10 protein-coding genes are annotated in these 13,738 nt (G+C 76.3%); 5 read left to right on the top strand and 5 right to left on the bottom strand.

Annotated features, from left to right (window positions below):
- The first annotated feature begins 11 nt into the window (after positions 1-11).
- Complete coding sequence (locus tag PP1_RS02870) at positions 12-1,157, top strand: serine hydrolase domain-containing protein (protein WP_249265979.1); 1,146 nt, start codon at positions 12-14, stop codon at positions 1,155-1,157.
- Positions 1,158-1,163: 6 nt separating this feature from the next.
- Here the strand turns inward: PP1_RS02870 and PP1_RS02875 are convergent, their stop codons facing one another.
- From PP1_RS02875 to PP1_RS02890, 4 genes are all read right to left on the bottom strand, one after another.
- Positions 1,164-1,763, bottom strand: coding sequence for a malonic semialdehyde reductase (locus PP1_RS02875; RefSeq protein WP_010240500.1), 600 nt, complete (start codon positions 1,761-1,763; stop codon positions 1,164-1,166).
- 80 nt (positions 1,764-1,843) lie between these two features.
- On the bottom strand, positions 1,844-2,761 hold the full coding sequence (locus PP1_RS02880) for an aldose 1-epimerase family protein (RefSeq protein ID WP_010240502.1): 918 nt from the start codon (positions 2,759-2,761) through the stop codon (positions 1,844-1,846).
- A gap of 72 nt (positions 2,762-2,833) precedes the next feature.
- Positions 2,834-6,376, bottom strand: coding sequence for an AAA family ATPase (locus PP1_RS02885; RefSeq protein ID WP_075314197.1), 3,543 nt, complete (start codon positions 6,374-6,376; stop codon positions 2,834-2,836).
- A complete protein-coding gene (locus tag PP1_RS02890; protein WP_249266091.1) occupies positions 6,373-7,596 on the bottom strand; it encodes a metallophosphoesterase family protein in 1,224 nt (407 codons plus the stop codon). Before PP1_RS02890 ends, PP1_RS02885 begins: the two co-directional genes overlap by 4 nt.
- Before the next feature lie 230 nt (positions 7,597-7,826).
- On the opposite strand from PP1_RS02890, the gene PP1_RS02895 reads away from it, so the two are divergent.
- From PP1_RS02895 to PP1_RS02910, 4 genes are all read left to right on the top strand, one after another.
- Entirely contained in the window at positions 7,827-8,015 is a 189-nt protein-coding gene (locus PP1_RS02895) for a hypothetical protein (RefSeq protein WP_010236275.1), read from the top strand.
- Complete coding sequence (locus PP1_RS02900) at positions 8,012-8,239, top strand: hypothetical protein (protein ID WP_010236279.1); 228 nt, start codon at positions 8,012-8,014, stop codon at positions 8,237-8,239. The genes PP1_RS02895 and PP1_RS02900 overlap by 4 nt, the downstream gene beginning before the upstream one ends.
- A 104-nt stretch (positions 8,240-8,343) precedes the next feature.
- A complete protein-coding gene (locus tag PP1_RS02905) occupies positions 8,344-9,111 on the top strand; it encodes a hypothetical protein (protein WP_010236282.1) in 768 nt (255 codons plus the stop codon).
- A 28-nt stretch (positions 9,112-9,139) separates the two neighbouring features.
- Positions 9,140-12,373: a bifunctional cytochrome P450/NADPH--P450 reductase gene (locus tag PP1_RS02910; protein ID WP_075314195.1), complete on the top strand. Its 3,234-nt coding sequence runs from the start codon at positions 9,140-9,142 to the stop codon at positions 12,371-12,373.
- A gap of 20 nt (positions 12,374-12,393) precedes the next feature.
- Here PP1_RS02910 and nhaA read toward each other — a convergent pair whose 3' ends face one another.
- A complete protein-coding gene (gene nhaA, locus PP1_RS02915) occupies positions 12,394-13,719 on the bottom strand; it encodes a Na+/H+ antiporter NhaA (protein ID WP_010230379.1) in 1,326 nt (441 codons plus the stop codon).
- Between the last annotated feature and the right edge of the window lie 19 nt (positions 13,720-13,738).

The raw sequence follows: 13,738 nt of genomic DNA on the forward strand, positions 1-13,738 counted from the left end.
GTGACGGCACGGTGACGGTGCAGCCTCGGGTGCACGGCACGGTCGCCCGCGGGTTCGGTCCGGTGGCGGACGCGTTCGCCGGCGTCCTCGCGGGCGCCCGGGGCGGTGCCGCGTTCTCGGTGGTCCGGGACGGTGAGCCGCTGGTGGAGCTGCACGGCGGGCTCGCCGACCCGGACACCGGACGCCCGTGGGACACCGGCACGGTCGCGGTCCTGTTCTCCGGCACCAAGGGCCTCGCGGCGACGGCGTGCGCGGCGCTGGCGGACCGGCTCGACCCGGACGTACCGGTCGCGCGGTACTGGCCGGAGTTCGCCGCGGCGGGCAAGGGCACGGGCGAGGGCGGCAGCACGACCGACGGCACCGTCACGGTGGCGCAGGTCCTCTCGCACACCGCGGGACTCCCCTACGTCGATCCGGAGCCGGTCCCGGCGGCGGGGCTGGACGACCGCGCCTCGGCCGCGGCGCTGGCCCGGCAGCCGACCCTGTGGGTGCCGGGCAGCCGGGTCGCGTACCACGCCCTGACCTGGGGGAACCTGGTGGCCGAGCTGCTGCGCCGGGTCACCGAGTCCGATCCGCGGACCGTCGTCGAGGACGTCGTCGCGCGGGTGCCGGGGGCCTGGGTGCACCTCGCGTCGCCGCCGACGTCCCCGGCCCGGATCGTCCGGGCGGAGGGCTACCGGATCTCGACGTTCCTGCACGACGAGGAGCGCCGCCGCACCGTCGAGCGGATGTACCGGGTGCTGCTCGACGACGCCGAGACCGTCAACACCCCGGCCTGGTACCGGTCCGGGGCGCTCGCCGGTGCGGGCGTCGCGGGTGCCCCGGCGGTCGCGCGGCTCTACGGCGCGCTCGCCGACCCGGACCGCTCACCGGTGCCGGCGGCCGCCCTGGACCGGGCGACCCGCACCCACGCCGAGGGGTTCGACGCCGTCAACGACCGGCCGCTCCGGTTCGGGCTCGGCTACGAGCTGGCCGACCCGATCGGCACCTTCGGTCCCGAGCCGGTCGCGTTCGGGCACAGCGGTGCGGGCGGCGGCCGGCACGGGGCATGGCCGGAGCGCGGGATCGGCTTCTCGTTCCTCACCAACGAGATGCGCGCCGAGGACACCGACGACCGCGCGCCGACGCTGCTCGGCGCACTCCACGCGTGCCTGTGAGGGCTGTCAGGCGAAGGAGAGCACGTCGTCGGCGGCCAGGCGGGGCAGCCGCGGGTGCCAGGCGTCCGTGGCGGGGTGGCCGAGGTTCACGACGAGCAGCACCCGGTGCTGCCCGCCGGGGAAGAACTCGTCGGTGACGGCGTCGGCGTCGAAGCCCGCCATCGGGCCGGCGGCGAGACCGTGCGCGCGGGCGGCGAGCAGGAAGTAGCCGGCCTGCAGGCTGGCGTTGAACCGGGCCATGCCCTCGCGCCCGGTGCGGCCCTGCTCCTCGAGGCTCTCCCGCATCCCCGGCTTCACCGGGAACGTGACCGGGGTGTGTTCGTGGAAGTCGAGGTCCGCGGCGAGCAGCGCGACGACCGGTGCGGCCTCGGACTTGGCGCGGTTCCCCTCGGCCAGCAGCGGGAGCAGCCGCTCCTTGCCGGAGCCGGAGCGCACGTACGTGACCCGCAGCGGCTGGGTGTTGGCGGCGGTCGGCGGCCACTGGGCCAGCTCCCACACCGCGCGCAGCGTCTCGTCCGGCACCGGCTCGCCGGTGAAGGTGTTCGCGGTGCGGGCATCGGTGAACAGCGCGGCGCGCCCCGTCTCGTCGAGGAGGGGCAGGTCCACGGGGGAAGCGGTCTGAGCAGTCACGAACCGTGGAACGTTCAACGACCCGGGGCGGATTCCGCGTTGCGGGGTGAAAGAGATCACCCGGTGGCCAGCACGCCCCAGCGGAGCACCTGCTGCTCCCCCGGCACCAGCTCGATGAGGTCGGTACCCGAGTTCAGCGCGTCCGGCGGGCAGGTCATCGGCTCCACCGCGACCGCGCGGGAGGCGGCGACGGCGCCGTCCGGGCACTGGCGCGGGAAGTCCGGCGGCGTGAAGACCTGCACCCAGCCGAACGCCGGCTCCGCCCAGAGCTCGGTGCCGCCACCGTCGGGCGCGGCCACGCGGTGCCGGACCAGCTCGTCCCCGTCGCCCGGGGCGCAGCCGCCGAACGCGTCGTCCAGCTCCAGCCCGGCCAGCGGGGTCGACGAGAACTCCCGCTCCAGCGGGCGCGCCGGGCCGGACGGGATCCCGCCGTCGAGCGGCAGGGTGGTGCGGGCGGCGAGGGTGAGCTCCAGCTCGTCGGTGGGCACGTCCCCGACCCGCAGGTACGGGTGGAAGCCCAGTCCGAACGGGACGGGCGCGTCGCCGAGGTTCTCGACGTGGGTCTCGACGGTGAGGCCGCCCGCCCCGACGGTGTGGGTGACGGTCACACGCACCGGCTGCGGCCACCCCGGCTGGACGGGCGCGACGGCCGTCAGCGAGACGTGGTCGCCCGCGCGGTCGGCGAGCGTCCACGGCACGTGCCGGAGCAGGCCGTGGATGGCGTTGCCGGCCGCGGGCTCGGTCAGCGGGAGGTGGTGGGCGGTGCCGCGGTGGCTCCAGCTGCCGCCCGCGACCCGGTTCGGCCACGGGGCCAGGACCGCACCCGAACCCTTCGGGGGCCGCGCCGTCGGCGGGTGCGGCTCCACCCGCACCCGGCCGCCCTGGACGAACCCGGCCAGGCCGCCGCCGACCTCGTCGACCTCGGCCCGGGCGTCCCCGCTGACGATCACGAACCGCTCACCGCACGCGTCCATGGGAGCAGTCTGCGCGACGGTGTCCCCGGAGTGGGCCGGGGGTCGGCGGTCCGGATGTCGAGGACGGCTGTGTCAGCCCGCCAGCGGGGTGGCGCGCGCCGCGTCGGCGTCGAGGACGGCGTCGACCCGGGCGGGCGGCCCCAGCTCGGCGACGGCGAAGTCCGCCCCGGTGCTGCGGGCCAGCCCCACGAGGTGCTCGTGGTGGGTGAACAGCAGCACCTGCTGGCTGCCGGCCAGCTCGGCGAGGACCCGGATCGCGGCGTGGGCCCGCTCGTCGTCGAAGGTCATCAGCACGTCGTCGAGCACCACCGGGACCGGCGGGAGCACGGCGGCGGCGCGGTCGGCCTGCAGCTGCTCGATCCCCGCCAGCCGCAGCGCGAGGTGCACCTGGTCGGCGGTGCCCTCGGACAGCTTCTCCGGGACCAGCTCCTCGCCGTCACCGCGAACCGCGACCAGCGTGCGGGCGCCGCCTCCGGGCTCGGACGGGGGCCGCAACGCCACGAACCGGCTGCTCGTGAGCTGCTCCAGCAGCGCCCCGGCACGGACCAGCAGCGGGGAGGCGTGGCTGCGCTCGTAGGCCTCCAGCTCCCGGCGCAGGATCTCCCGCTGCAGGTGCAGCACCAGGTAGCGCTCGGCCGCCTCGGCGACGCCGGCGAGCTCGGACTGGGCGCGGGCGTGCAGCTCCGCGGCGCCCTCGGCCTCCTCCAGCTCGCGACGCCGGGCGCGCAGCCCGCCGAGCTGCTCGCGGACCTCGTCCTGCTCGGCGCCCAGCTCGGTCTCGTGCGTCTCGGCCCGGTCGAGCGCCTCCGTCAGCGCCCCCGGCTCGGTGTCGGGCGCCGACGCGACGAGCTCGCCGGCGTCGAGGTCCGGCGCCGCGGCCGCGAGGAGCCGGGACTGCTCGGCGATCCGGGCGTCGAGATCGGCGACCACGCCACCCCGCTCCGCCGCTGCCTCCAGCCCACCGGGCTCCATCGCCTCGGTCAGCGCCAGCTCGACGGCCAGCCGGTCCAGGATCGCCCCGGCCGTCGCCACCGCGCGGGCAGCGCGGGCGGCGGCGTCCTCGGCGGCGACGATGCCGTCGTCGAGGTGCCCGGCCGACACCGCGCCCTTGGTGACCTCGCGGACCCGGTCGGCCAGCTCGCCGAGGCGGTCCTCCGGGGCGGTCCCGGTCGGCGCCTTCTCCAGGTGCCGCTCGACGAGTGCGGTGACGGCGCGGCGGTGCGCGTTCACGGCGCGTTCGAGGCGGCGGGCCTCGGCGTCGTCCTGACGGGCCAGCGCACCGGCCTGCTGGGCGTCGGCGACGGTGTCGCGGCGGGTGCCCCAGCCGGACGGCTCCAGATCGGTCGGCAGGCCCGCGCCCCGCAGGGCGAACCGCCACCGCTGGCCGGCCAGCTCCCGCTCGTGCCGTGCGGCGTCGGCGGCACCGCCCGCCCGCTCGGCGTCACTGCGCAGCCGGTGGAGCAGGACCAGCCGGTCGCGGGCGTGCCCGGCCTCGGTGGCGAGGTCCTCCGCCGCGAGCAGGAGCACGTCCAGCGGGGCCCCGTCACGCGGGCGCCCGGCGGCGGCGAGGGCAGCGCCCAGCGCGCGCTGCTGCTCGTCGGCCTGGTCGCGCAGCCGGGCGAGGCGCTCGTCGGCCCGGGCCACCTCGTCCTGCGCGCGGGCCGCGTCGCCGAGCGCGGAGAGCACGGTGTCGGCGTCGTCCGGGTCGGGCACGGCGACCCCGTGCGAGCGCCACAGCGTGGACCAGGCGTTGCCCGCCGCACCGGTGCGCTCGCGGGCCTCGGCGACGCCGGACCCCGCCGCCTCGGAACCGGTGGTCGCGGACTCCAGCTCGGCCTCGCGGTGCGCGAGCTCGGCGACCCGGTCCGCGGAGGCGATCATGTCGTCGGCGACCCGGTCGGCCGCGGCGACCGCGGCCGTCACCCGGCCCGCGGCGGTCGCGGTGCCGTCGGGCCCGGCCTCCAGGAGCGCGGCGACGGCGGCGTCGCGCTCGGTCCGTGCCGCGGCGAGCGCGTCCGGCCCGACCGGCCTGCCGCGGGCGGCGACACCGTCGCGGGCCGACCGGGCCCGGTGCGCGCGGTCGTCGGCCTCGGCGGCCGCGCGCTCGGCGGCCCGCAGGTCCTGCTCGGCGGCCCGCAGCGCGGTCCGGGCGGACCGGACCTCGCGCACCGGCGGCGCCAGCACGGTGGGTCCGGCGGTGCCGGCCGCGCCGCCGGTGGCCGGGCCCCGGTGCCCGGCCGCGGCCAGCGCCTCGGAGCGGCGGGCGACGGCGGCGTCGCGCTCGACCACGGCGGCCCGGCACAGTGCCGCCGCCGAGCCCTCGGCCTCGATGGCCCGCCGGACCTCGGCGACACGGCCGACCTGCTCGGCGTCCAGCCCGCCCGGGACGTCCGCGGCCTCCCGCACCTCGGCCAGCGCCTCGGTGTGCAGGCGTTCGGCCCGCTCGGCCTCGACGGCGGCCTCGTGCAGGCGTGCGGCGATGGCGTCGAGGTCGCGGGCCCGGTCCGCGGGCAGGTGGACGGCGGCCAGCCGCTCGTCGGCGGTGCGGCCGTCCTCCGCGACGAGGCCGGCCAGTGCGGACTCGGCCCGGCGGTGGGCCTCGGCGGCGTCGGACCGCAGCCGGTCGGCGCGGTCGGCGTCGGCCCGGCGGGCCTGGGCGGCCGACTCGAGCTCCCGGATGCGGGTGGCGTCGGCGAGCAGGTCCTCGTCGAGGTCGAGCTCGGCGCGGCGGGCCCGCAACCCGTCGGCGTGCTCGCGGTGCTCGTCGCGCTCCTGCTCGGCCGCGGCGCGGTCCTCGGAGGCCCGGGTGTACTCGGCCAGCGAGTCGGCGTCGAGCGCCGCACCGGTCGAGCACAGCGCCGTGCGTTCGGCCCGCAGCGCGGCCAGCTCCCGGGCCGGGTCCTGGGCGCGGACGGCCTGGCGGGCGCGGTCGGCGGCGTCGGCCGCCGACCGGCGGGTGCGGCCCAGCTCGGCGGCCCGGCGCTCCAGCCTGCCGATCTCGTCGGCCAGTGCGGTGACCTCACCGGCCCGCGACGTCCGGTCGGCGGCGGCCTGCTCGGTCTCGGTGAACCGGGCGAACGCGGTGCGCACGGCGACCGACCGGCTCCCACGGTGCTCCTTGTAGAGCGCGTCGGCCTCGGCGTCGAGTGCGGCGATCAGCGCACGGGCATCGCGGCCGCTGCGGGCGGTGAACACCAGCTCGGCGAGGTCACCGCCCCCGGCGCAGAGCTTGCGCCCGCCCGCGCGGAGCTGCTCGTGGCCGAGGCCGAAACCCTCCCGCCACCGCCTGCGGGCCTCCGCCCCGCCCTCGCCCCACGGGGCGTCGACGGCCACGTCGTCGTCGGCGTGCAGGCCGCGGGTGGTGCGGCGCAGCGTCCGCTCCCCGCCGGGGCCCTCGACGCACGCCGCGACGGCGAGCCGGGCCGGGCTGAACGCGTACGCGTGCTTCGCCGGCCGGGGCATCCCCCACAGCAGGTCGGACAGCGCGTCGAGCAGGGTGGTCTTGCCGGCCTCGTTCGGCCCGGACACGATCGTCAGGCCGGGACCGAGCTCCAGGTCCCGGCCCTCGTAGGCGCCGTAGCGCTCGAGCACCAGGCTGCGCAGGCGGGCCGTCACGACGACTCCCCCGCCATCCGGGCCAGCAGCTGCTGCTCGGCCTGGCGGGCCAGCGCGGCCAGCCGCTCGTCGTCGCGCAGGTCGAGCAGGCCCGCCTCGCGCAGCCGGCGCCCGACCTCCCGCTCCAGCGGCGCGGCCAGCTCGCGGATGCGGCCGGGCTCACCGGCCAGCTCCGCGGCGGCCGAGGAGACCGCCGCGGTCAGCTCCGGGTCGACGGTCAGCGCCTCCGCGGTCGGCCGGGTCCGGTTCCGGATCTTCTCGAGCACCGCGCCCGCGCTCTCCGCGGCCAGCTCCAGCTCCGTACGGACGCGCTCGGTGTCGGTGAGCCCGGCCGCGGCCGGCCCGGCCCCGGACAGCGTGACCTGTGCGACGACGGCCCGCGGCGCCGCCTGGACGCACCGCTCCCGGATCGCCGCGCCGACGGCGTCGAACACCTCGTCGGCGTCGGCGAGGCCGGCGATGTCGACCTCCACCAGCTCCCAGCGCGCCACGTCGAGCACCAGCGGGGTGGGCGCGGCCCAGCGCCCCGGTGCGGCGTCGACGAGCAGCGCGCCCTTCGGCCCGCGCTCCTGCGGATGCCTGCCCTGCAGGTTCCCGGAGAACCAGGCCTGGTGCGGCCCGTCGCAGACCGGCCGCTGCTCGTGCACGTGGCCGAGGGCGAAGTACTCGTAGCCGCAGCCGGACAGGTCCTCCGGACGGCAGGGGGCGTAGGTGTCGTGCCGGTCGTCGCCCTGCACCGAGGTGTGCAGCATCCCGACGTTGACCAGGCCGGGGATCCGGTCGGGGTAGGCGGGCACCAGGTTCTCCAGCACCGCCCGCCGCGCGAAGCCCTGGCCGTGCACGGCCAGCCCGAGATCGTCGAGCACGACGCTCTCCGGGGCGTCGACCGAGAGCCGGTGGGTGTTCGGCGGCAGCCGGAGCGAGCGGGTGATCTCCGACTCGGCGTCGTGGTTGCCGTTGATCAGGAAGACGGGAATGCCCTCGTCGTGCAACCGGGACAGCTGGCGGACGAAGAAGGCACCGGTCGCGTAGTCCTTCCAGTCGCCGTCGTAGACGTCGCCGGCGAGGAGCAGCGCGTCGGCCTGCTCGTCGACGACGGCGTCGACCAGGTTCTCGCAGGCGCGCCGGGTCGCCGACCGCAGCGTGGCGGCCAGCTCGGAGTCGCCGAGCCGGGACAGCCCGCGCAGCGGGCTGTCCAGGTGCAGGTCGGCGGCATGCACCAGGCGCAAGGCAGGAACTCCGTGGGTCGGACGGCCGGGAAGTGCCCGAGTCTAGGAGCTGGCACCGACAATGACCGCGAGGCGACCCGGCGCGTCGGTTGCCCGCGACGAAATCCCTGGTCAGGTGGGGTAGCCCACAGCGGCGCCGGTCACGTTCCGGTGTCCCGGGGCAGGCCCCCGGGGAGAGCATGAGGTCCCGATCCAGACACCTCGTGCGAGGTCCTCGAACGATGATCCTGCTCTGCGAACGCTGCTACGCCCCGGTCGACCCCGCGACCGAGCGCTACTACCGGCTGTCCCACATCGACCACGCCGACGCCGCGGGCGACGTCGTCTGGCGGGACGCGGTCGTCCACACCGACGCCTGCGCCGCCGCCGGAACGGTCACCGCGGCCGGACGGCAGGGTCGCGCCGCATGACCCGCGACCTGCTCTGCGAGCGCTGCTGGAACCCGATCGACCGCACCAGCGAGCCGATCCGGTTCCGCACCCACGGCGGGGTCACCGCCGCCGGGACCCCGGTCCGCTCCCACGTGCACGCGCTGCCGTGCGCGCTCCCCGACACCGGCGAGTGGGACGGCGCGCGGCGCGGGCTGTCCCCCGCCGCCGTCCACCACGCGGCGGCCCAGGCCGACCACCGCTGACCCTCCGGAGGGGACCGCGGCCTGCGGGAACCCTCGAAACTGGGTATGGACCCGCACCCCCGGGTGCGCTCTGGTCGTTCCATGAGTCCAGCGGTGGTGTCCGCGTGAGCCGGGCCCGGGCCCGGCTCGCGGCCGTCACCGGGCTGCTGTTCGCCGCCCTGTTCGTCGCCTCGCTGCTGCTGCTGCACCGCGCCCCCGGGCTCGACGACCCCGACGCCCGGTACGCCTCGTTCCAGGCGAGCGGGGGCGACGGCCTGTTCGTCGCCGTCGGGCTCTACCTCGTGCCGCTCGCGGGCATCGCGTTCCTGTGGCACATGACCGCGATGCGGGCCCTGCTCGACACCCTGACGCCCGCCCCCGCGGCCATGGCGCACGGGCTCAACCTGCTCTCCGGCGTCCTCTTCGTGGCCATGCTCTTCGCGGCCACCGCCGCCGCGTCGGCCCCGGCGCTCGCGTCCTGGCTGGGCAACGCGTCCCCGGTCGAGCCCGACGTGTCACGTGCGCTGACCGCGGTGGGCTACGCGCTGTTCTTCGTGTTCGCCGTCCGCGGCGCCGGGATGTACGCGATCACGACGACCACCCTGCTGCGCAACGGCGGGGTGCTGCCCGGGCCGGTGGCGGTCGTCGGCTACCTGCTCGCCGCGTTCCTGCTGCTCACCGCCAGCACCGATCTCGTCTCGGCGCTCGTGCTGCCGGCCTGGGTGGTGCTGGTCGCGGTGAGCCTGGTCGTGCACGCCCGGCGCGCCGTCACCACGCCCGCGGCCGAGCCACCCGCCACCGGACCGTCCGTCACCGAGCCACCCGCCACCGAGCCACCCGCCACCGGGCCACCTGCCACCGAGCCACCCGCGACCGAGCAGTCCACCACCTGACCGAACCCGGACCGACCGAGGAGCCGTCATGGCCGCACCGTCCCGTCCCGCAGTGACCTCCGAGATCCCGGGCCCGCGGCCGCTCCCGCTGATCGGGAACGCGCTGAGCGTCCCGTCCGGGCGGACGATCCAGTCGCTGATGCGGCTCACCCGCCGCTACGGGCCGATCCTGCGGCTGCACTCCCCGGCCGGGGACCGCTACGTCGTCTCCGGGCTCGACATGATCGACGACATCTGCGACGACAGCCGCTTCACCAAGCTCGTCGGCGGCGGCCAGCTGGTGCTGCGCAGCCGCTTCCCCAGCGCCGGACTGTTCACCGCGGACACCGGCGACCCGCTGTGGCGCAGCGCGCACGACATCCTGCTGCCGTCGTTCGGCACCCGCTCGATGCGCGGCTACCTCCCGCAGATGATCGACATCGCCCAGCAGCTGATGCTCAAGTGGGAACGGACCAACCCCGGCGAGCCGGTCGACGTCACCGCCGACACCACCCGGCTCACCCTGGACACGATCGCGCTCTGCGGGTTCGGCTACCGGTTCAACTCGTTCTACCGGGAGACCAACCACCCGTTCGTCGACGCGATGCTGGGCGTGCTCGCCGAGAGCCAGACCCGGTCGCGGATCCCCCCGGCGCTCGTCCGGCTGCGCCGCGGCGCCGAGCGGCGGTTCACCCGGAACCTGCGGCTGATGACCGACACCGTCGGCGCGATCCTCGACGAGCGCCGCAGCAGCGGCGACCCGGGCGACGACCTGCTCGGCCGGATGCTGACCGGCACCGACAAGCAGGGCCGCTCGCTGCCCGACGACAACATCGTGTCCCAGTGCATCACCTTCCTGGTCGCCGGGCACGAGACGACCAGCGGCCTGCTGTCCTTCACGATCTCCTACCTGATCAAGAACCCGGAGGTGGTCGCCCGCGCCCAGGAGGAGGTCGACCGGGTGCTGGGCACGGACCCGGAGGTGATGCCGACGGCGGAGCAGCTCGGCAGGCTCACCTACGTCACCCAGATCCTGGACGAGACGCTGCGGCTGTGGCCGACCGCGCCCGCCTTCACCCGCCAGCCACTCGCCGACGACACCGTCGGCGGGTACCCGATGGCCCGCGGCACCGGGATCGTCGCGCTCACCCCGATGCTGCACCGCCTGCCGGAGGTGTGGGGACCCGACGCCGAGGAGTTCGACCCGGACCACTTCGCGCCCGAGCGGCGCGACGCGCTGCCGCCGAACGCGTTCAAGCCGTTCGGGTCCGGCCAGCGCGCCTGCATCGGCAGGCAGTTCGCGATGCAGGAGGCCGTGCTGGTGCTCGGCATGCTGCTGCAGCGTTTCGAGATGATCGACCACGCCGGTTACACGCTGCGGATCCGGGAGGCGCTGACCCTCAAGCCGGAGGGCCTGACCGTCACCCTGCGCCCGCGGTCCGGCCGGACGCCCGGCGCGACCGCACCGCCGCCCCCCGTCCGCGCCGCCGCCCCCGCGACCGCCCCGCAGGCCGGCGGCGACCGGCACGGCACCCCGCTGCTGGTGCTGTTCGGCTCCAACCTCGGCACCGCCGAGGACCTCGCGGGCCGGCTCGTCCGCGACGGCGCCGACCGTGGCTACGCGGCGCGCACCGCCCCGCTGGACTCCGCGACCCGCGCACTGCCCACGACCGGTGCCGTGGTGATCGTGTCGGCGTCGTACAACGGGACGCCGCCCGACAACGCGGCCGCGTTCTGCGCGTGGCTGCGCGACACCGGCACCCCGGACGGCGCCGCCGCGGGCGTCCGCTTCACCGTGTTCGGCTGCGGGAACCGGGACTGGGCGTCGACCTACCAGGCCGTGCCGACGCTGATCGACGACCGGCTGGCGGCACTCGGCGGCACCCGCGTGCACCCGCGCGGCGAGGGGGACGCCCGCGGCGACTTCGACGGCCAGTACGCGGCCTGGACCGCCGGGCTGTGGGACGACCTCGCAGCCGCGCTCGACCTGCGGGGGCAGGCCGGTGCCGCCGGCACCACAGGCCCGCGGCTGCGGCTGGACTACGAGAACCTGCGGGCCTCCGCGCCGGTCGTGCGCTCCTACCGCAGCGTGCCCGCCACCGTGCGGGCCAACCGGGAGCTCACCTCCGGCGAGGCGGACCGGTCGGTGCGCCACCTGGAGATCGAGCTGCCGGCCGGGACGACCTACGGCACCGGTGACCACCTGGGCGTCCTGCCCCGCAACGACGCCGCGCTCGTCCGGCGGGTGCTGGCCCGGTTCGGGCTCGACCCGGCGACGTACGTGACCGTCACCGCCACCGGTGCCGCACCCACCCACCTGCCCACCGGGGAGCCGTACCCGGTGCTGGCGGTCCTCGCCGGCTGCGTCGAGCTGCAGGACCCGGCGAGCCGGGCAGGCCTCGCCGCGGTCGCCGCGCACCTGCCCGCCGGGCCGGACCGCGACGCGCTGGAGGGCCTCACCGGCACCGACGACGCCTCCCGGGCCCGCTACCGCGAGCAGATCGCGCTCCCCCGCCGGTCACTCCTGGACGTGCTGGAGGGGTACCCGGCGAGCACCCTGCCGTTCGCCGAGTTCCTGGACGTGCTGCCGCCGCTGCGGCCGCGCTACTACTCGATCTCCTCGGCGCCGGAGGCGAGCCCGAACCCGTCCGTGACGGTCGGGGTGCTGGAGGCGCCCGCGCGGTCCGGCGACGGCGTCCACCACGGCGTCTGCTCGACGCACCTGCGGGACAGCGAGCCCGGCGGGACGGTGTTCGTCCTGGTCCGGGAGCCGTCGATCCCGTTCCGGCCGCCGGAGAACCCGCACCGGCCGATGATCATGATCGGGGCGGGGACCGGGATGGCCCCGTTCCGCGGGTTCTGCGAGGAGCGGATGGCGCTGTACGAGCGCGGGGTGCCGGTCGCCGAGTCCCTCCTCGTGCTCGGCTGCCGGGACCCGCTGCACGACCTGCTCTACGCCGGTGAGCTGCGGGCGTTCACCGACGCGGGCGTCGCACGGCTGCTGCCCGCCTACTCCCGGATGCCCGGCCACCCGCACCGCTACGTCCAGCACGTGCTGGCCGCGGAGGCGGAGACCGTGTGGAAGGTGCTGGAACAGGACGCGGTGGTCTACGTGTGCGGGAACGCGAACACGATGGCCCCGGCGGTGCGCGAGGCCCTGGTCACGCTGTACCGGGACCGGAGCGAGGGCACCGCCGACGAGGGCGACGCCTGGCTCGCCGCGCTCCGCGCCGAGGGCCGCTACCTGGAGGACATCTGGGGCGAGTCGGCCGTTCCGGGCTGAGACGCCCGCCCGGCGGGGGCTCAGCCGTCGTCGCGCCGGGTGCCGTCCGCCGGGCCGTCCTGGTAGGCGTCCGGGATGCCGTCGTGGTCGTCGTCGCGGGTGTCGGCCTCGGCGATCCGCCGGTAGTGCCGATTGCGGAGACGGAGCACGACGGTCGCGAGCAGCGCCGCGAGCAGCGACCCGGTCAGGACGCCGATCTTCACGTGGTCGTCCTGCGGGGTGCCGGTGCCGAACGCGAGCTCGCCGACCAGCAGCGAGACCGTGAAGCCGATCCCGGCGAGCTGGGCGAGCCCGAGCAGGTCCCACCAGCTCAGGTCGTCCGAGAGCCGGGCCCGGGTGAAGCGCTGCACCAGCCAGGTCGAGCCGAGCACGCCCACGGTCTTGCCCAGCACGAGCCCGGCGACGATGCCCAGGGCGATCGGGTCGGCCAGCGCCGCACCGAGACCACCGGCGTCGACCACGGACACCCCGGCGGCGAAGAAGGCGAAGACCGGGACGGCGAACCCGGCCGAGATCGGGCGCCAGGTGTGCTCGAACTGCTCGGACAGCGAGTGATGGTCCGGGTCGGGCTGCTGTCCCCGCCGCTGCAGGACCGGCACCGCGAAGCCGAGCAGCACCCCGGCGACGGTGGCGTGCACCCCCGACTCGTGGACGAGCACCCAGGTCACCGCCGCGAGCGGCAGCAGCACCCACCAGGCCCGGATCCCGCGCTGCACGGCCAGGGTGAACAGGGCGAGCGGCACGAGGGCGAGCAGCAGCGGGCCGAAGGAGAGCTCGTCGGTGTAGAAGACCGCGATGATCGTGATGGCCAGCAGGTCGTCGACGACGGCGAGGGTCAGCAGGAACATCCGCAGCGCCGACGGCAGACTGGAGCCGATCACCGCGAGCACCGCCACGGCGAACGCGATGTCGGTGGCGGTCGGGATCGCCCAGCCGGCGAGGCCATCGGGGTCGCCGGCGTTGATCGCGACGTAGATCAGCGCCGGGGCGACCATCCCGCCGACCGCCGCCGCGACCGGCAGCAGCGCGCGCTTCGGGTCCCGCAGGTCACCGGCGAGGAACTCACGCTTGAGCTCCAGCCCGACGACGAAGAAGAAGATCGCGAGGAGTCCGTCCGCCGCCCAGGTGGCGAGCGACAGGTCCAGGTGCAGCGCGGCCGGACCGACCGTGGTGCCCGCGAGATCGAAGTACGCCTCGCGCCACGGTGAGTTCGCGAACAGCAGGGCCAGCACGGCGGCGCCGACGAGGAGCGCCCCGCCGACGGTCTCGGTGCGCAGGACGTCGGCGATGCGCTTCGCCTCGGGCCAGGAACCGCGGGAGAAGAGGGACTTCGGGGTGGTGCTCACAACGCTCCGGAGGTCGGTG

It is taken from the genome of Pseudonocardia sp. P1 (assembly GCF_000178675.2).
In the GTDB taxonomy this organism is placed as follows: Bacteria; Actinomycetota; Actinomycetes; order Mycobacteriales; family Pseudonocardiaceae; genus Pseudonocardia.

What these genes read in the sequence shown, in the direction of transcription:
- PP1_RS02880 (WP_010240502.1), bottom strand. Translation starts at nt 2,761, where the DNA reads ATGGACGCGTGCGGTGAGCGGTTCGTGATCGTCAGCGGGGACGCCCGG.
- PP1_RS02895 (WP_010236275.1), top strand. Translation starts at nt 7,827, where the DNA reads ATGATCCTGCTCTGCGAACGCTGCTACGCCCCGGTCGACCCCGCGACC.
- PP1_RS02900 (WP_010236279.1), top strand. Translation starts at nt 8,012, where the DNA reads ATGACCCGCGACCTGCTCTGCGAGCGCTGCTGGAACCCGATCGACCGC.
- PP1_RS02910 (WP_075314195.1), top strand. Translation starts at nt 9,140, where the DNA reads ATGGCCGCACCGTCCCGTCCCGCAGTGACCTCCGAGATCCCGGGCCCG.